Raw genomic sequence first — 18,446 nt, 5'->3', positions numbered from 1 at the left:
AGGGGGGCGGACATGCCCACGCTTCTTTCCATCGGACATGGCTATAGCGCGCAGGCCCTCGCACCGCTGTTGCTGGCGCGTGGCTGGCGGGTGATCGGCACGACGCGCTCGGCTGACAAGGCCGAACGCTTGCGCGCACAAGGGGTGGAGCCGGTGATCTGGGAAGGCGGCACCTTGCCGCTAGAGGGTGTGAGCCATCTGCTGACCTCGGTCGCGCCGGGGCCGCAGGGCGATCCGGTGCTGGCGGCGGCGGGTGCGCAAATCGCACAGGCCGCGCCGCAGCTTGATTGGGTGGGTTACCTTTCGACCATCGGAGCCTATGGCGATCACGCGGGCGGCTGGGTGGATGAGGCAACGCCGCTGACCCCGTCAACCAAGCGCGGGCAGGCGCGGGTCGAGGCCGAGGCGGCATGGGGCGCGCTTGCTGCTGCCCATTGTCTGCCGCTACACACCTTTCGCCTCGCGGGGATCTATGGTCCCGGTCGCGGCCCGTTCGAGAAGGTGCGCGACGGGAGCGCGCGGCGGATCATCAAGCCGGGGCAGGTGTTTTCGCGTATCCATGTCGCGGATATTGCGCAGGTGCTTTTGGCCTCGATTGATCGGCCCGATCCGGGGGCGGTCTATAACGTCTGCGACGATGATCCAGCCCCGCCGCAAGACGTGATCGGTTTTGCGGCGGAGTTACTCGGTTTGCCGCTGCCGCCCGCTGTCGATTTCGAAACGGCGGATTTATCGCCGATGGCGCGCAGCTTTTATGCCGAGAGCAAGCGGGTGCGAAACGACAAGATCAAACGCGATCTGGGCGTCACCTTGCGCTACCCGACATATCGCGCTGGCCTGCGCGCGCTTTTGGATCAGACGGGTGGCGAAACGTGAAGGGGAGGGGCGCTGCCCCTCTGGCCTGCGGCCATTCACCCCGGGATATTTCAATCAGGGGAAGACAAGAGGCGGCGCGCCGCAGCGCGTCCGGCATGACGCCCCGAGGCGAGGCAGGCGGTGAGCAGGTAGCCTCCGGTCGGAGCCTCCCAATCCAGCATCTCTCCGGCGGCGAAAAGACCGGGCAGGGTGGAGAGTTCCAGGTCATCGTTGAGGCTGTTCCACGCAATGCCACCGGCGCTGGAGATCGCCTCGGCCAAGGGGCGCGGCGGGCCAAGCGGCACGGGCAGCGATTTCAGCTGAGCGGCCAGCGCCTGCGGATCGCTTGGCAAGGGGCGGCCCCATTCCATCGCGAGCGCCAGTTTGACCGGGTCAAGCTTGGCGCCGCGCCGCAGGCGGTTGGACAGGCTTTGCTTGGCCGGAATTGCTGCAAGGCGCTGGGCGAGGGTATCTGCGTCGATATCTGGTGCGAGATCAAGATGCAGCGGCGCGCCGGCGCGTAGCTCTGATGAGATCTGATAGATGCCGCCGCCTTCGATACCGCGCTTTGACAGCACAAACTCCCCGCGTGAGCGACCTGCGGGCGTGATCAGTGCCGCGCCTTTGACGGGCTGGCCCAGATGCGGCGCCATGTGATCGGACCATGCGATCTGAAACCCCATATTCGCGGGCTGGAAGGGCGTGACCGTGACGCCCTTTGCCATCAGCCAGTCCCGCCATGCACCGTCTGATCCAAGGCGCGGCCAACTCGCCCCGCCAAGCGCCAGCACGGTGACGTTGGGGGTTAAGGTCTTGCGACCGTCCGGCGTGTCAAAGACCAGCGCCGCGCCGTCGAACCCTTGCCAGCGCCAGCGCGTGCGGATGGTGACGCCCAGTTCCGTGAGCCGCGCAATCCACGCGCGCAGCATCGGTGAGGCTTTCATGGCCTTGGGAAAGACACGCCCCGTTGAGCCGGTGAACAGATCGACGTTCAAATCGCGCGCGAACTGTTGCATCTGATCGGGACCGAATGCGCGGGCGATGGCGGCGATTTGCGGGTGCGAATACTGCGACAAGAACGCCTCAAGCGGTTCCTGTTTGGTCAGGTTCAGCCCCGATTTTCCCGCCATCAGGAATTTGCGCGCGAGGGTGGGTTTCGCCTCGATCAGGGTCACATCGGCCCCGGCGCGTGCCAATTCCTCGGCTGCCATCATGCCCGCAGGGCCGCCGCCAATGACCAGCGCCGTTTTCATCGTCGCGCCAACATTGCCAGCCGCATCAACGTGCGTTCGATCACCGCCATTTGCGGCGCGCGCGAGGCGGAGCGCAGGGTCAGATCGGCCTCGACCAGATCTTTCAGCGCGGTTTCCAGTTTGAACATGCCCCAGCTTTGCGCCTGCCGCTGCATCTTGTCGCGACGCGGACCAAAGATCGGCGGACGGATGCGCGCGATGCCCGAGCCGGGGCCTTGCGGGTCCGAGGCCGCCGCGTGCAGCGCACGAAAATGACGCAGCGCCATGATTGCCAGCAGCACCGGTTGCACGCCCTGACTTTCGAGCCGCTGGATCACCGGGCCAAGTTCAGGCGCGCGCCCCTCGGCCACGATTTCGAGCACATCATCCACGCCGGCCTCAACGGATGAGGGCGCGCAGGCGGCAACATCAGCCGGGGTCAGCGCGGTGTCGTCGCCATATTTATACAGCGAGATTTTTTCGACCGTCTGGCGGAAATCGCCGGGATCAAGCGCGCGCGATAGCGCTACGAGATCGGTCATCGCCTCGGTTCCGATTTCACGCAGACCGGCACGGTGCAGAATATCCTCGATTTCTTCGCGCGAGGGCGGATCGTCGTAAATTCCAATGGCATAGGCGCTGGAATGGGCCTCAAACGCTTTGCGCAGCTTTGATTTCGCGTTCAGCGACCCTGCAGTGACAACGATACGCGCATCGCCTTCGCGCCATTGCGACAGTGCGGTGGTGATCGCATCCGACATGGTTTCGGTCGCATCTTCGAGAAAGGCGACGCGCAGGCCGGGGAAAAAACCGACCTCTTTGATGGCATCCAGTAGCAGGGACGGCGCTTTGCGCAGATCGGCCCCTGCGATCCGGGTGAGGCGCATTTCCTCTTCGCCTTGCGGACCGACCAATGCGGCGATCACCTCTTGGCGGCGCAAGGCCACGCGCATCGCATCGCTTCCATAGATCAGCAGGCCAGCGCGGTCGGGATCGGGCTTGGCGAAATAGCGCGCCGCAGCGGCCCCGGCCAGTTTCATTGCGGCAGGCTCGAGGCTTGTGCCAGCAAACGGGTCACGATCTGATCGGCGAGAATGGTCATCAGGCGGGTATGGGCGTCTCGTTCAGCGGATTGGCTGGCAACAATGGTGCCGGTCGCCGACCAAGAGGTAAAGGAATTCACCCGCCCTGTCAGCAAAACCGCATCGCTGGTCGCGTCGCGCAAGGTGTAGTCGACCGTGCCGCTAAGCTGATAGCGCGTCGTGGTGTCATCGGTCGCAATCCCTTGGCCCGTTACGGTCGTCTGGATCGCGTAGCTCAGCCGGTAGCGCTTGGGATTGGCCGGGCCGAGACGTTCTTGCAGTTGCGTCACCAGCGCGAACGCATCCGGGCTGTCGGGCGCATCCGGCGCGACACCGTTCAGCAACGCCGCCGCCCCCCCTTGCGGGCCATAAGCCGGGGTGAAGCCGCAGCCGGTCAACGCCAAAGCGCCGCCGGTGAGCAAAAAGGTTCTGCGATTAGATGACCACATTGACGATGCGCCCCGGCACGACGATGAGTTTCTTGGGCTGACCACCCGCCAACGCCTTGATGACATGTTCATCCGCCAGCGCCAGCTTTTCAACCTCTTCCTTGGGCATATCTTTCGGCACGGTCAATTCCGAGCGCCGCTTGCCGTTGACCTGAATGGGCAGCGTCACGCTGTCTTCGACCAGAAGCGCAGGGTCCGCCACGGGCCATTGCGCCGCGATCACAAAGCCCTCACCGTCCAGCATTTGCCAGACATCTTCGGCCAGATGGGGCACCATCGGGGCCATCAACTGCGCCATCAGGCGCATGGCATCTCGTTTCGCACCTGCACCTGCCTTGGATTTCGACAGCGTGTTGCTAAGCGCGTAAAGCGCCGCGACTGCCTTGTTAAAGGTGAAGCCCTCGATGGAACGGGTCACTTCGTCAATCGCCTTATGCGCCGCCTTGAGCAGCGCCGCATCCTCGGCCGCATCGGCGGGCGCGTCGGAGCTGGCGATCTCATCCGCGATTCGGTGCACGCGGTTGAGGAATTTCGATGTGGCCTCAGCGCCCGCTGCCGTCCACTCGACGTCGCGCTCGGGCGGGCTGTCGGACATCACGAAGAAACGCGCGGTATCGGCCCCAAACGCGGCGATGATATTCATCGGATCGACGACGTTCTTTTTGGATTTCGACATTTTCGTTGGGGGGATGACTTCGATTGGGGCGCCGGTAGCTATTTCAAATGCACCATTTTCAGTCTTGTTTACCTCTTCCGGCAGGAAGTAGACGTTGCGCTTGATTGTCTTGGGCGGATCAAGTTGCGTGTCGCCTTCGCTTATTATTTGAGCAATCTCTTCGCGCATGTAAATCTCATGCGTGACCATGCCCTGTGTGAACAGCGCGTTGAACGGCTCGATTGCCTCGGGGGGCAGATGGCCGGTTTTTGCCATCGCGCGGGCGAAGAAGCGCGAGTAGAGCAGGTGCAGGATCGCGTGCTCGATGCCGCCGATATATTGATCGACATTCATCCAATAGGCGGCCTCGGTCAGATCGGTCGGCGTGGCCGCGTGCGGCGAGGTGAAGCGGGCGTAATACCACGACGAATCGACGAACGTATCCATCGTGTCGGTTTCGCGTTGCGCAGGTGCGCCGCAGTTCGGGCAGGGGCAGTCGCGCCAGCTTGGGTGGCGATCCAGCGGGTTGCCGGGAATCGAGAAATCAATCGGCGCGCCGTCCTGATCGTAGGGTAGCTCGACGGGCAGGTTTTCTTTCTTCTCGGGCACGACGCCGCAAGTGTCACAATGCACCACGGGAATCGGGCAGCCCCAATAGCGTTGGCGCGACAGGCCCCAGTCGCGCAGGCGGAACTTGGTCACGCCTTGGCCAATGCCGTTTTCTTCGCAAATTGCGATGGCGGTGGCCACGCCTTGCTCGCCTGTCTGCACCTCGTCGCCCGCGAATCCGCGGATGTAGCGGACCTTCTCGGATTTCAGCGGCACAAATTCGGCGGCGGGATAGTCGCCCTCAAGCGGTTCAAACACCGGAACAATGGGCAACTCGTATTTCGTCGCGAATTCGAAATCGCGCGCGTCATGAGCGGGGCAGCCGAAAATCGCGCCGGTGCCGTAATCCATCAGGATGAAATTCGCGATCCAGACGGGCAGCTCGACCTCGGTGTTGAGCGGGTGGCGCACGGTGATGCCGGTATCCATCCCCAGCTTCTCGGCGGTCTCGATGGCTTCTTCGGTGGTGCCACCGGCCCGGCATTTCGCGACAAAGTCAGCAATCGCGGGATTGTGACGTTCCAGATGCTTCGCCAGCGGATGATCGGGCGAGATCGCGGCGAAACTTGCGCCCAGCAGCGTGTCGGGGCGCGTTGTGTAAACTTCCAACGCCTCAAACCCGTCGGGCGCGCCCTTGGTGGAAAACGCAAATTGCAGACCGCGCGACTTGCCGATCCAGTTGGCCTGCATCAGGCGCACCTTTTCCGGCCAATCCTTTAGGCCATCCAGCGCATCCAGCAATTCCTCGGAGTAATCCGAGATCTTGAAGAACCATTGCGTCAACTCGCGCCGCTCAACAGCCGCGCCAGACCGCCAGCCCTTGCCGTCGATCACCTGCTCGTTTGCCAGCACGGTCATATCGACCGGATCCCAGTTCACCACCGCATTCTTGCGATAGACCAGACCCGCGCTTAGCATGTCGATAAACATCGCCTGCTGCTGGCCGTAATATTCCGGGTCACAAGTGGCAAATTCGCGCGTCCAGTCCAGCGAGAACCCAAGCGGGCGCATCTGGTCCTTCATGTCGGCGATATTGCCGTAGGTCCAATCCTTGGGGTGGCCGCCGCGTTCCATCGCGGCGTTTTCAGCCGGCATCCCGAACGCATCCCAGCCCATCGGATGCAGCACCGAAAACCCCTGCGCCATCTTATAGCGCGCGACCACATCGCCCATCGTGTAGTTGCGCACATGGCCCATGTGGATGCGCCCGGACGGGTAGGGGAACATCTCGAGCACATAATATTTCGGGCGGGCCGGATCGTGGCGCGCGGCGAATAGCTGTGCGGCGTCCCAGGCTTTTTGCCATTTCGCTTCGCTTTGGCTTGGTTCGTAGCGCGACATATCTTGGCCCTCATCGGTCATATTCTGCGCAGGCTTGCTACACCGCGCGCGGGGGCAAGGTCCAGCCACAGCCGTCATCTGGACATAAATATCCCCGCCAGAGACAGGCTCGGGCGGGGGATACTGAAAACCGGATGTCTGAAAGCAGGCTGCTTACAGCTTCGAATCACGAATCCGCAGTTGGCGGGCGCGGGTCAGGATCGCGTCTTCGACCGCGCGCTGCGTATCGGCTGAGACCGGACCACTGCGCGAGCGCAGCGACACTTTCAACGACCGCGCATCCAGCGCCGGATCGGTCACATAAACAGTCGCCATATACGCACGACCACCACCCGGAGGCGTGCCATAACCCGTCACGATCACGCCCGAGAAAGGATCGACCTCTTGGACGGGCAGGAAGTTCAGCACGTCCAGCGATGCCTGCCAAAGGTATTTGTTCACCTCGACAGTGATGTTGGGGTCACCTTTGTTGCTAAACAGATCCCAAATCTTGGTCTGCTTGCGCGCATTGACCTCGTTCGTCGGCAGTTTCGCCTTCGCGGCGTCTTCCGGGCTTGCCGAAAAGAGCTTGCCGCTAGAGGTGCCCCCGCAGGCGGTAAGTGCCAGGCTAAGACCCAGAGCTGCGGTGATGTGCAAAAGACGTCTGCTGATCATGAGGCGCTGTCCCTGTCGGCTCACTAAAGATGGTTGTCTCGTCTCTAGCCTATGCCCCCCAGAGCGACAAGGTTTTTCCGGTGCTTATCTGTTTTCCAGCCAAACACGGCCATGCAGGGCGCAAAAAGGACTGTGACAAGTCTGCACCATCCTGCGGGGGTTTGCGGCGCGGCCCGCGCTTTGAGTTGCAATGAAGGGCGCTTGAGAGGAAAACAACGTCATACCCAGTTCGGACTTCCCCGGAGTTGGGGGTTACCTTTAGATTAAATGAAGATGAGGGAAAACGATGAAAAAGGTTCTCTTCGCGACAACCGCTCTTGTGCTTTCGGCTGGCTTTGCTTCCGCTGATGTGACGCTTTCGGGCTACGGCCGCTTTGGTCTGCAGTACAACAGCGAAGCTGGTACTGGTAATTCGGAAACCACCGTTAGCACCCGTATGCGCGTCAACCTTGACGCTTCGACGGAAACCGATGGCGGCGTGACCTTCGGTGGCCGCATTCGCGCCCAATACGACAATGGTTATGCGAATAGCCGTGGCAATGCTGCGCTGATGTATGCGACCTATAATGGTTTCCGTATGGAAGTTGGCAACGCAAACACCGCGCTTGACTCGGCTCCGCTGGTTTATGATTCGGAACTCGGTCTGCTTGACTCGTCCTACGGCGACATCCGCTCCACTTTCTACGCCTACAACACCGGCGCTTACTCGGCTCTTGAAAGCAACCGCATGGGCGTTTCGGCTTCGTACTCGATGGGTGCTTTCAGCGGTATGCTGTCGTACATCAACCCCGATCAAACCGCTTCGTCGCTGCCTGCTAATGTGGCAGCAGAATCGTCGCTGTACCTCGCATATGCTTCGGGCCCGCTCACCGTTGCTGCGGCTGGTACCTGGAACGGTTCGGGCATCGACGGCAACGACATCGCCTTCATCGGTGCTGCTTACCAAGTCAACGACGCGATCAAAGTTGGCCTGAACTACGCCGACGAAGGTGTTAACAGCACCGGGCTCGACATGGGCAAAACCATCACCGGCTACGGTAGCTACACGATGGGTGCGACCACGTTCCGCGCTTATGTTGCCAATAACGATGCCGATGACAACGACACCGACACCGCTTTCGGTATCGGCGCTGACTATGACCTCGGTGGCGCAGTCCTGAAGGGCAGCATCCAGCGCGGCTACGGTAGCGTTGGGGACGGTTACGACGCAGAAACCGTTGCTGACTTCGGTGTGAAATTCGCATTCTAATCCTTACGGATAGAACGAATGAAAGAGCGGGCCTTGTGCCCGCTCTTTTCTTTTGCGCGCCAAGCGTGTTTTCTGCGCGCAATATATGGAGGCGCAAAATGGCATTGGCCGAGATCAAAGACCGCATCGCAACCGCCGAAACCCGCGCCGGACGCGCGCCCGGATCGGTGCAGCTGATCGCGGTGTCCAAAGTGCAGCCCGATGATCGGGTCGAGGCCGTGCTACGCGCGGGCCATCGCCTGTTCGGCGAAAACTATGTGCAAGAAGCGCAGGGCAAGTGGCCCGAGTGGCGCGCTGAATTCCCCGGCTGCGCGGTGCATATGATCGGCCCGCTGCAAAGCAACAAAGCCAAACTCGCCGTAGAGCTGTTCGAGGCAATCCACACGCTCGACCGCCCCTCGCTGGCGAAAAAGCTTGCCGGGCTGGCGCAAACGCGCGGGGCCTCGCCCGATCTGTTCGTGCAGGTCAATACGGGATGCGAGCCGCAAAAGGCAGGCGTGCTGCCCGATGATCTGGATCGATTCGTCACGGATGCGCAGAGGCTGGATCTGCCGGTGAAGGGGCTGATGTGCATCCCCCCCGAGGGCGAAGACCCCGCCCCGCATTTCGCGATGCTGGCCAAGATGGCCGCGCGCAACGGGCTGGATCAGCTTTCGATGGGCATGAGTTCTGATTTCGAAGCCGCGATTGCGGCGGGGGCGACCCATGTGCGGGTCGGGTCAGCCATTTTCGGCGCGCGGGACTATTCCTAGGCTTTATCGCGCACGGTCAGGGCGGACCGGGGCGCTGCCCCGGACCCCGGAGTATTTTTGGCTAGATGAATGGGAATATCGAGCGCCTCGCCGGGCGTGATGCGCTGTGCGATCCAGATCAGGTGATCGCGCCGAAAGGCAAGGCAACCCGCCGTGGGATACCCCGCGCGGCGGCGCTGATGCAGGAAGATCGCCGAACCTTTTCCGGGTTGCGCATCTGGGTAGTTCCAGTCGGTGATCAGCACGATGTCATAAAGCGGATCGGCGCGGCGCAGGGTCTCGTGGCTGGCGGGGAAGGGCGCGCGCACATCGTGGTTATAAGCGGGATGTTCCGGCGCGTCGCACCACAGATCGCGCGGCCCGATGGGTTCGGCCCAGTCTTGCGGCGCGGGTAGGCGATCGGGGCGGTAAAGCATGCGCAGGATATGCAGGGTGCCGGTGGGCGTGGCGCCATCGCCCTCGTGTTTGTCTGCCGTGATCCCGCCGCGCCCGATTTGCACCGGAAAGCGGCGGCCGCGAAACAGCAGCCCCGAGGGCGTTAGCCGCATCACAGGATATGGCCCGATTTCGCCGCCTTGGTCGCAAGGTAGCCCGCGTTGTGACGGCTCATCCCGACCTTGAGCGGCACGCGCTCGGTCACGTCGATGCCATTGGCTTGCAACATCGCCACCTTGGCGGGGTTGTTGGTCAGCAGCCGCACCGCGCCGAAGCCGAGCTTTTTCAGCAGCGCCGCGCCGATGCGGAAATCGCGCTCGTCATCTTCGAAGCCGAGGCGATGATTGGCCTCGACCGTGTCGAAGCCCTGATCTTGCAAGGAATAGGCGCGCATCTTGTTGGCCAGCCCGATGCCGCGCCCCTCTTGGTTGAGATACAGCAATACGCCCGCGCCCTCATGCCCCATCCGGGTCAAGGCCGCGTCAAGCTGCGGTCCGCAATCGCATTTCAGCGAGCCTAGCACATCGCCGGTGAAACAGGCGGAATGGAGCCGCGCCAGCACCGGTTTGCTGCGGTCAGGTTGGCCGATCTCGATGGCGTAATGTTCTTCGCTGCCATCATCGGGGCGGAAGATATGCAAGCGGCCTGCCTCGGCGGCGCGCAGCGGCACACGCGCGGCAGAGACGGGGCCGAAGGCTTGCGGAATGTCGGCGGCTTGCAGCGCGTCCTGCACGGTGATCGTCGTGAGGTCTGGCGGTGCGCTGTGCGGCAAGGCGACGATCAAGGCGGCGGGCAAAAGCTGCGCCGATTTCGCAAGCCGGATCGCGGCGCGTGCAAAACCGGGATCGCCCCCGCGTTCGGCTTGCAGCGGCCCTTTCATCGGCACGCGCAAATCATCCGCCGGGTCGGCAAGCGCGCGCAGCCAGCCCAGATCCGCATCCTTGGGCACCGCGATGCGCGCGATATCCTCGTCATAGACACGCGCCTTAAGCGTCTGCGCCCGCCGCGCTGTCAGCACCAGCGTGAGCGGGCCGAGCGCGCCCAACGCAGCCAGCCGTTCAGGGCTGAGGGATTCGATTGCCACCGCAAGCCCGTAACCGTCCAGCACAACAGGCACCCCCATGCGCAAATCGGCGCGGGCGCGGTTGAGCCGTTCGGTCGGGCTGGGGCCAAGGGTAAATTCTGGTTTCATCGTCCTTCAGATAGCCCTGACTGTAACAAATTGAAATAACCAAGCGCGATTCGACACGAGCGCGTGAGATAGGTTTCACCACCCTTGCCATATGCGTGAGAGGGTAACAGCTATGTCTCAAATGCAATCGGAGGCAAAGAAGATGGCATCGTTAAAGAAAATTCTATTGGTCGATGATGATACCGACCTGCGTGAGGCTTTGGCCGAGCAATTGGTCGCGACCGATGACTTTGAGGTTTTTGAGGCCGAGAATGGTCACGATGCCGTCGATAAGGCGAAATCGGCGCTGTATGATCTGGTTGTGCTCGATGTAGGGCTGCCCGATACGGACGGTCGCGAACTGTGCAAGAAGCTTCGCAAGCATGGGGTGAAATGCCCGATCTTGATGCTGACGGGCCACGATACGGATGCCGATACCATCCTTGGGCTCGATTCCGGTGCCAATGATTATATCACCAAACCGTTCAAATTCCCGGTGCTGCTGGCCCGGTTGCGCGCCCAGCTGCGCACGCATGAACAATCAGAAGATGCCGTCTTCCAGCTTGGTCCGTATACGTTCAAACCGGCTATGAAGATGTTGGTGGACGACAAGGATAAAAAGGTCCGTCTGACCGAGAAAGAGACGAATATCCTCAAGTTCCTCTATCGCGCCACCGATGGCGTCGTGCCGCGCGATGTGCTGCTGCATGAAGTCTGGGGCTATAACGCGGGGGTCACGACACACACGCTGGAAACCCACATCTACCGCCTGCGTCAAAAGATCGAGCCCGATCCCTCGAATGCGCGCCTGCTGGTGACGGAATCAGGTGGCTATCGCCTGGTTGGCTAAAGCGAGATTCGTCGAACACTCCCAGTGTGACACGTAACCTGAGCGGTCCCTTCGGGGGCCGCTTTTTTCGTTCCGGGTATTCGTCTGGGGAGTCAGACCGAGGGGTCGATGTCTTCCTGAGCCTCTTCGAGGCTGACACCCAAAGCGCTGAGACCGTCTTCAAGGTAATCGGCCAGCATCGGGATCCCGAGCAGGTAATCTTCGGTGGGAACGGTGGCTTCGGCCTTGGCGGTGTTGACCGCCTCGTCGAGTTCCGATGCGTCAAACGTCTCGCGCCCGATCCACATCACCGCCGTGAGGGCAGCTTGCTCGTCCTCGTTAAGCGCCGCGATGAACGCACGCAGCTCGCGGGCATGGCCCGAACTGGGCACATCCGCATCGTATTTGCGCGCGCGCAGGATGACAGTCGCGATTTTTGCCGTGCTGATGTTGAGCATGGTCCCTCCGATTTGGGGTATTTTCGCCCCGCCGCGCGAATTTCGCAAGCGGCAAAGCTTAGTCTTCCTGTGTGAAGGCGGGCGCAGAGAGGGGGCGGGGCTGGCTGTCGACCAGCGCGGGCGTGTCCAACTGGCCCTCATCGGCCACCACGCCCATCGCCTCGAATTTGCGCGCCGAGGGCAGAACGCGGCTTTCCAGCGAGCCGACCGCCTTGTTGTAGCTATCCACCGAGCGGGTCAGCGCGCGCCCGACAGAGTCAATATGGCCGCCAAAAGTCTTGATCCGCTCATACAGATCCTGCGCTGTCTTTTGCACCTCGACCGCGTTTTTCGCCATTTTTTCTTGCTGCCAGCCATAGGCAATCGCCTTGACCAGCGCCATCAGCGTGGTCGGGCTGGCGATCAACACCTTGTTTTGGAACGCATATTCGATCAGCCCCGGATCGGCCTCGGCGGCGGCGGCGACAAAGGTTTCGCCGGGGATGAACATCACGACGAAATCCGGGGTCTCGGCGATCTGTTGTTGATAGGCCTTGGAGGCGAGCATTTTCACATGCTGGCGCACCTGCTGGGCGTGGCGGTTGAGTGCTGCGTTCTGAAGTTCTGGCGTCGCGGCTTCCAGCGCGTCGAGATAGGCCTCGAGCGGGGTTTTCGCATCGACGACGATGCTTTTGCCGCCGGGAATATGCACGATGGCATCAGGGCGGCGCGCGCCCTCGTCGGTATTCATGTGATGCTCAAGATGAAAATCGACATTTTCGCTCATGCCGGCCATTTCAAAAACCTGACGCAATTGCATCTCACCCCAACGGCCCCGCGTTTTGGGCGCGCGCAGGGCCTGCACCAGTTTGCGGGTTTCTTGGCCTAACGAGGATTGCCCCTCGGCCAGCGCGCGCACCTGTTGGTGGATCGCGCCGTAAGCCTCGTTGCGGGCTTTCTCGATCGACTGGATCTGCTCGCCGAACTCGTTGAGGCGCAGGTTCAGCGGTTTGACCAGATGTTCGATGGCGTCGCGGCGGCGGTCCAACTCGTCTTGGGCGGTCTTTTCATGCGCTTTGAAACGTTCGCTCACGAGGCTCAGGAACGTCTCGGAGTTCTTTTGCAACACGCCCGAGGCAACGGTCGAAAACCGATCCTCGATTTCCTTTTTCATGCCGCGTAATTCATCCAGCCGCGCCTGATGTTCGCGTTGCAGGCTGTCATAGGCCTCGGATTTGGCGATGCGCGCGCGGTATTCGGCGTTTAGCTGGTCCCGCGTGCGGTTCAGTTCGGTTTCGACTTCATGCAGACGTTCGGCGGCGGCCTCGGAAGCGGCGAGCGCTTCACGCAGGTTTTGCGCCTCATCGCGATAGGGCAGCGCATCGGCCAGATCGGCGTTTGCCTCGGCCAGATTGCGACGCGTGGAAAACCACAGAAACGCCAGCACCAAGACCAGCGCGCCCGCCCCAAGCAGGCCTTGCACAAGCGGATCGTTCAGATCCAGCGTGATATTTCCGATCTGGATCATGTGCGGCCAAACAGTCTTTCGATGTCGCTGAGTTTCAGCTCTACATAGGTGGGGCGGCCGTGGTTGCATTGGCCGGAATGAGGCGTGGCCTCCATCTGGCGCAGCAGCGCGTTCATCTCATCTGCGCGCATCTGGCGGCCTGAGCGGATCGAACCGTGGCAGGCCATGCGCGAGAGAACGGCCTCGATGCGCGCCTGCACGAGTTGGCTATCGCCAAGATCGGACAGCTCATCCAGCACATCGCGCAGCAGCGCCTCGGCGTTGATTTCCCCCAGCACAGCGGGGGTTTCGCGCACCGCAATTGCCGCGCCGCCGAACGGTTCGATGCCCAGGCCCAACCGGGTCAGCGTGTCGGCATGTTCCAGCAATAGCGCGGCATCACCGGTCGAGAGTTCAACGATTTCGGGGATCAACAGCGCCTGTGCGGGCACGCCGTTTTCGGCCATCTGATGTTTCAGCTTTTCATAGACCAAGCGTTCGTGCGCGGCGTGCTGATCGACAATCACGATGCCGGTTTCGGTCTGCGCGATGATGTAGTTTTCATGCACCTGCGCGCGCGCGGCCCCGAGCGGTTTCTCGGTCAGCGCGGGTTCTGGCGGGGCGGGGGCCTCGGCACGTGCAGAGGGCGCATAGTCGAACGCGGGGGCGCTTTCGGCAAAGGCGGGGGCCTGCCAGTCATAGGACGCGCGCGCGGCACCCAGGCTTGGGCGATCCATCTGATAGATGCGTGGCGGCTGACCTGCGGCAGGTTCGGGGCGCATCGCCCCCAGCGTCGCATCGGCCACGGTTGAGGACGCGCGATGGCCCGCCTGCGCAAGCGCGTGGCGCAGCCCCGTCACGATCAGCCCGCGCACGGTGCCTGCCTCGCGGAAACGCACCTCGGCCTTGGCGGGGTGCACGTTCACATCGACCCACTCGGGATCGCAGGTCAGGAACAGGCAGGCGGCTGGGTGACGCTCGCGCGAGAGGAAATCCATATAGGCGGCGCGCAGGGCACCGGTCAGTTGTTTGTCGCGTACCGGGCGGCCATTGACGAACAGGAACTGTTCCACCGCCGCGCCGCGCGAATAGGTTGGCAGCGCAGCATAGCCGGTTAGCTGCACGCCTTCGCGCTCGGCATCAATCCGCACGGAATTGTCGGAAAACGACCGTCCGATCACCCGCGACAGGCGGGCTGCGAGCGCGTCGAACAGCTCTCCCTGCTCGCCATCAACGCGGAAAATCTCACGCGATTTATCGCCCGAAATATCGGTGAGGGTAAAGCTGACATAGGGCTCGGCCATCGCCAACCGCTTCATCACATCCGAGATCGCCTGCGCCTCGGCGCGGTCGGTGCGCATGAATTTGAGCCGCGCGGGGGTGGCGTAGAACAGATCGCGCAATTCAACGACCGTGCCTTGATTAAGTGCTGCGGGTTTCACTTGGCCGATGGCCCCGCCCGTGACGGTGATTTGTGCTGCGTCAAACCCGTCTGGGCGCGAGGTGATCGTCAGCCGTCCGACTGCCCCAAGCGAGGGCAATGCCTCACCGCGAAATCCGAACGTGTGGATATTCAGCAGATCCGAGCCGTCGATCTTCGACGTGGCGTGGCGTGACAGCGCAAGAGGCAGATCATCGCCCGTCATCCCGCAGCCATCGTCGCACACGCGGATCAGCGTTTTGCCACCATCGCAATAGGTGACGTCGATGCGCGAGGCTCCGGCATCCAGCGCGTTCTCGACCAGTTCCTTGACGGCGCTGGCGGGGCGTTCGACCACCTCGCCCGCCGCAATGCGGTTGGCGGCAGCGTCATCAAGCTGGCGAATAACGGGGCGCTCAGCCGCGCCTATATTGCGGTTATGCTGGTTCATACCACCAGAGATAGCATGGCGCGCGGCTCAACCCAACAGATTCGCGCGCCTTATCCCCAGCGAATTCAGTTCAGCCCGCTGGGGCGACCGACCACAACGAAGCGCAGCGCAGACGGGTCAAGGATGCGTTTGGCGACGCGGGCGATGTCGGCCTTGGTCACCGCGTTCACCTTGTCGTTGCGTGTGTCGATATAGCTGATCGGCATCCCGTTCAGCTGCATCCCCGTCATGATCCCAGCAATCGTGCCATTGCCATCAAAGCGCAGCGGATAGGCGCCGGTCAGATAGGTCTTGGCGTCTTGCAGCTCTTTATCGGTGACCTTGCCGGTCGCGGCTTTGGCCCATTGCTCTTTGACCACGGAAATCGCCTGCGCGACCTTCCCGTTGGCCGAGGCAAAGCTGCCCTGCCATGTCTTGGCCAGATCCTTGTCCACCAGATAGGAGGCGATGCCATAGGTCAGCCCGCGTTTTTCGCGCACCTCATCCATCAGCCGCGAGGAAAACCCGCCCGCGCCAAGGATTTGGTTCAGCACATAGGCAGCAAAGAAATCAGGGTCGCTCATCCCGATACCCTTTTGCGCAAAGATCACCACCGATTGCGGGCTGTCGAAATCGACCGTGGTGACTCCGCCTGTCAGATCGGGCGTGATCGTAGCAGGCATCGGCGCACCTTTGGCGGGCAAGTCGCCCAGCAGATGATCCAGCATCGGGCCCAGTTCGGCCGGGGTGATATCGCCCACCACCGAAACCACCATGTGATCGCGGCTCATCACTCGGTCTTTGGCGTCAAACATATCTTCCTGCGTCAGCGCCTTAACGCTCTCGACCGTGCCGTTAAGCGAGCTGCCATAGGGGTGATCGCCAAAGGCAAGTTTGCGCATCGTCTTGGCGGCGATTGCGTTGGGATCGGTCTGATCCGAGGCGATGATCGCCAATACCTGCGCGCGCACGCGATCAATCGCGGTTTGCTCAAAGCGCGGATTGATCAAGGCGGAGCGCAGCAGGTCGACGGATTTATCACGGTTCTCGGTCAGCATCCGCGCCGAGATATCCAGCGAATCGTCGCCCACATCGAAACCAAACTGGGCGGCCAGCGCCTCTTGCGCCTCGGCAAATTGCTGGCTGTCCATTTGGCCCGCGCCTTCCTCAAGCGTGGCGGTCATCAGGTTGATCGCGCCGCGTTTGTCCGGCGCGTCAAGGCTGGCGCCGCCCTTGAACGCGATATCGAGCGCAGTGAAGGGAATGTCGTGGTTTTCCACCAGCCAAGCCTTGATCCCGCCGGGCGAGGTGACCTGCTGGATCTCGATCGCGCGCGCGGGCAGCGCGAGGATCAGGGCGAACAGCCCCGCCAGCACAAGCCGTGCGGGAAGCGTAAAAACGGCGCGGATCATTGCGTGACCTCCTGCGTGACGGGCGGCGCAATCGGGGCCGAGGCTTGCGTCGGGGTGGCGCTGACAGGCTCGGCGTAGCCGGTTACCGATTCACGCGCCTGGAACAGGGTTTTGGCGGCGGCCATGACATCGGCCTCCGTGACCGAGGTCAGTACATCGGGCCAGTTTTCCACATCCTGAACGCTGAATCCCGATGCCAATGCCTCGCCATAACGGCGCGCCAGACCTTGGGTATTGTCGCGCGAATAAATCTCGGAGGCTTTGACCTGCGTTTTGATGCGGGCGAATTGATCAGGGTCGATCCCGTCTTTCAGGAATTGCGCCAGCGCGTTGTCCAGTGCCTTTTCCGCCTCGGGCAGGGTGACGTCTTTGGCGGGCATGACAGAAATATTAAACGTCGTCGGATCAATCGACATTCCGTCGTAATAGCTGGACGCATAGATCGCCGTACCATCGCCATAAATCAGTTTGCGACCCAAAACCGAGGTCGCCTGATTGCCGCCTAAAATCTCGGACAGAACGGTCAGCGCAGCAGCCGTTTTCTGATCGCCGGGATTGCGTTCGGGGGCCAGATACGAGCGCATCAGATAGGGCTGCGCGATCCGGTCATCCTTGAACGTCAGATGGCGCGCAGCGCGTTGCGGAGGCTCTTGCGGGCGGGCGCGAGGTTTGAGGTCTTCGGTGGGCTTAAGCGGGCCGTAATATTTCTCGGCCAGCGTTTTGACCTCGTCAGGTGTCACATCCCCAGCCACCACGAGGATCGCGTTATTAGGGGCGTAGAACTCGTGATACCAATCCAGCGCGTTCTGCCGCGTCAGACCTTCCATCTCTTTGCGCCAGCCAATCACCGGCGTTCCATAAGGCGAGTTCAGGAATTGCGCGGCGCGTTCCTGTTCGGAAAACAGCGCATTGGCGTTGGAATCGGTGCGCTGCGAGCGTTCTTCGAGAATCACCTGCAATTCGGTTTTCGCGTCATCGGGCGAGATCCGCAGGTTGCGCATCCGGTCCGCTTCCATCTTCATCACCAAGGGCAGACGATCTGCGGCGATGCGCTGGAAATAGGCGGTGTAGTCATAGCTGGTAAAGGCATTATCCGAGCCACCATTCGCCGCGACGGTTTTTGACAATTCGCCGGGCGCCATCGTGTCGGTGCCCTTGAACATAAGGTGTTCAAGGTAATGTGCGATGCCGGATTTACCGCGCTGCTCGTCAGCCGATCCGACCTTGTACCAAACCATATGCACCACGACCGGGGCACGATGATCCTCGATCACGACCGCCTTCAGGCCATTGGGTAACTCGAATGTTGAGACATTTCCGGCGATTGCCGGGCTCAGTCCTGCCATGAACAGCAGGGCGACCAGTAATGCGCGCAATGCCCAACTCCTTACCAAATACAGTTGGTGACAAGATAGGCTTACATGCGCGTCGATGAAAGGGGCTGACGGTGACGTGATCACCGATCTTTCGTCGCAGGATTACTTGCTGTTTTCCTGCGCCTCGCCCGAGGGCGGCGCTGCGGGGGTCTGGGCCCCGGCGCGACGCCAGCGTTCAAGCTCTGCGGTCTGGTTCAGTTCCATCGGTTTATAGGCTTTGTAATAGACCGAAATACTGAACAGGCGCTCTAGCAAACGACCGTCATGCTTCTTACGATACTCCAGATCTTCGCTGGCAAGCGTCTTGCGAATGCCAGCCTGCGCGCCATAGCGTGAGACCGCCGAAACCAGCGCGCGATCAGAGCCGGGCACCGTGCCCGTCAAATCAAGCCTGTTCCGATTGCCACCAAGGGCGGCGACGGCATCAGCCTCGGGGGTCGGATCGGTCAGATTCTTGCCGCCGGGTGTCGGGGTCGGAAGCTGGCTAAGATTTTCGGGCATTTGCAGCGGCTTGTTGGGCAAAACGCCAAATTCATCCGGCCCTTGGCTTG

Annotated in this window: 17 protein-coding genes; 4 read left to right on the top strand and 13 right to left on the bottom strand. The window is 61.7% G+C overall.

All coding sequences use genetic code 11. From position 1 onward, the window contains the following. The first annotated feature begins 12 nt into the window (after positions 1 to 12). A complete protein-coding gene (locus DT23_RS08335; RefSeq protein WP_038130378.1) occupies positions 13 to 876 on the top strand; it encodes an SDR family oxidoreductase in 864 nt (287 codons plus the stop codon). A gap of 50 nt (positions 877 to 926) precedes the next feature. Here DT23_RS08335 and DT23_RS08330 read toward each other — a convergent pair whose 3' ends face one another. The 5 genes from DT23_RS08330 to DT23_RS08310 all read right to left on the bottom strand — a co-directional run bounded on the left by DT23_RS08330 (position 927) and on the right by DT23_RS08310 (position 6,877). Further along, positions 927 to 2,108, bottom strand: coding sequence for a TIGR03862 family flavoprotein (locus tag DT23_RS08330; RefSeq protein WP_038130376.1), 1,182 nt, complete (start codon positions 2,106 to 2,108; stop codon positions 927 to 929). Next, positions 2,105 to 3,127: a DNA polymerase III subunit delta gene (gene holA / locus DT23_RS08325; RefSeq protein WP_038130374.1), complete on the bottom strand. Its 1,023-nt coding sequence runs from the start codon at positions 3,125 to 3,127 to the stop codon at positions 2,105 to 2,107. The genes DT23_RS08330 and holA overlap by 4 nt, the downstream gene beginning before the upstream one ends. Beyond that, positions 3,124 to 3,618 (bottom strand): LPS assembly lipoprotein LptE, encoded by a 495-nt coding sequence (lptE, locus tag DT23_RS08320; protein WP_038130373.1) that lies wholly within the window; start codon positions 3,616 to 3,618, stop codon positions 3,124 to 3,126. Before lptE ends, holA begins: the two co-directional genes overlap by 4 nt. Continuing rightward, a complete protein-coding gene (gene leuS / locus DT23_RS08315) occupies positions 3,605 to 6,223 on the bottom strand; it encodes a leucine--tRNA ligase (RefSeq protein ID WP_038130439.1) in 2,619 nt (872 codons plus the stop codon). Before leuS ends, lptE begins: the two co-directional genes overlap by 14 nt. A 153-nt stretch (positions 6,224 to 6,376) precedes the next feature. Continuing rightward, entirely contained in the window at positions 6,377 to 6,877 is a 501-nt protein-coding gene (locus DT23_RS08310) for a DUF3576 domain-containing protein (RefSeq protein ID WP_051697147.1), read from the bottom strand. 286 nt (positions 6,878 to 7,163) lie between these two features. Here DT23_RS08310 and DT23_RS18530 point away from each other — a divergent pair, with 286 nt between their 5' ends. Continuing rightward, positions 7,164 to 8,126 (top strand): porin, encoded by a 963-nt coding sequence (locus DT23_RS18530; protein ID WP_051697146.1) that lies wholly within the window; start codon positions 7,164 to 7,166, stop codon positions 8,124 to 8,126. 98 nt (positions 8,127 to 8,224) lie between these two features. Continuing rightward, the gene (locus DT23_RS08300; RefSeq protein WP_038130371.1) at positions 8,225 to 8,878 is read left to right on the top strand and encodes a YggS family pyridoxal phosphate-dependent enzyme; all 654 of its coding nucleotides are present in this window, start codon (positions 8,225 to 8,227) and stop codon (positions 8,876 to 8,878) included. Here the strand turns inward: DT23_RS08300 and DT23_RS08295 are convergent. Together DT23_RS08295 and ribA are read right to left on the bottom strand one after the other, a co-directional pair. Further along, a complete protein-coding gene (locus DT23_RS08295) occupies positions 8,875 to 9,426 on the bottom strand; it encodes a L,D-transpeptidase family protein (protein ID WP_038130369.1) in 552 nt (183 codons plus the stop codon). The genes DT23_RS08300 and DT23_RS08295 overlap by 4 nt on opposite strands. Beyond that, positions 9,426 to 10,505, bottom strand: coding sequence for a GTP cyclohydrolase II (gene ribA, locus DT23_RS08290; RefSeq protein WP_038130368.1), 1,080 nt, complete (start codon positions 10,503 to 10,505; stop codon positions 9,426 to 9,428). Before ribA ends, DT23_RS08295 begins: the two co-directional genes overlap by 1 nt. A gap of 142 nt (positions 10,506 to 10,647) precedes the next feature. Here ribA and DT23_RS08285 point away from each other — a divergent pair, with 142 nt between their 5' ends. Continuing rightward, positions 10,648 to 11,334: a response regulator transcription factor gene (locus DT23_RS08285; protein WP_038130434.1), complete on the top strand. Its 687-nt coding sequence runs from the start codon at positions 10,648 to 10,650 to the stop codon at positions 11,332 to 11,334. 92 nt (positions 11,335 to 11,426) lie between these two features. Here the strand turns inward: DT23_RS08285 and DT23_RS08280 are convergent, their stop codons facing one another. The 6 genes from DT23_RS08280 to DT23_RS08255 form a co-directional block, all read right to left on the bottom strand. Further along, positions 11,427 to 11,771, bottom strand: a complete 345-nt coding sequence (locus tag DT23_RS08280) for a DUF3775 domain-containing protein (protein ID WP_038130366.1) — start codon at positions 11,769 to 11,771, stop codon at positions 11,427 to 11,429. A 58-nt stretch (positions 11,772 to 11,829) separates the two neighbouring features. Continuing rightward, a complete protein-coding gene (locus DT23_RS08275) occupies positions 11,830 to 13,278 on the bottom strand; it encodes a DNA recombination protein RmuC (RefSeq protein WP_051697145.1) in 1,449 nt (482 codons plus the stop codon). After that, complete coding sequence (gene mutL, locus DT23_RS08270) at positions 13,275 to 15,128, bottom strand: DNA mismatch repair endonuclease MutL (RefSeq protein ID WP_038130364.1); 1,854 nt, start codon at positions 15,126 to 15,128, stop codon at positions 13,275 to 13,277. The genes DT23_RS08275 and mutL overlap by 4 nt, the downstream gene beginning before the upstream one ends. A gap of 65 nt (positions 15,129 to 15,193) precedes the next feature. Beyond that, positions 15,194 to 16,519 (bottom strand): M16 family metallopeptidase, encoded by a 1,326-nt coding sequence (locus tag DT23_RS08265; RefSeq protein WP_038130363.1) that lies wholly within the window; start codon positions 16,517 to 16,519, stop codon positions 15,194 to 15,196. After that, entirely contained in the window at positions 16,516 to 17,865 is a 1,350-nt protein-coding gene (locus tag DT23_RS08260) for a M16 family metallopeptidase (protein WP_051697144.1), read from the bottom strand. Before DT23_RS08260 ends, DT23_RS08265 begins: the two co-directional genes overlap by 4 nt. Positions 17,866 to 17,997: 132 nt before the next feature. Then, the coding region (locus DT23_RS08255; RefSeq protein ID WP_038130360.1) for a DUF3035 domain-containing protein at positions 17,998 to 18,446 on the bottom strand (449 nt) is incomplete at its 5' end.

Source organism: Thioclava indica, from assembly GCF_000714545.1.
GTDB lineage: Bacteria > Pseudomonadota > Alphaproteobacteria > Rhodobacterales > Rhodobacteraceae > Thioclava > Thioclava indica.
The sequence above is the reverse complement of the archived record's forward strand: the minus strand, read 5'-3'. Positions and strand labels throughout refer to the sequence as shown.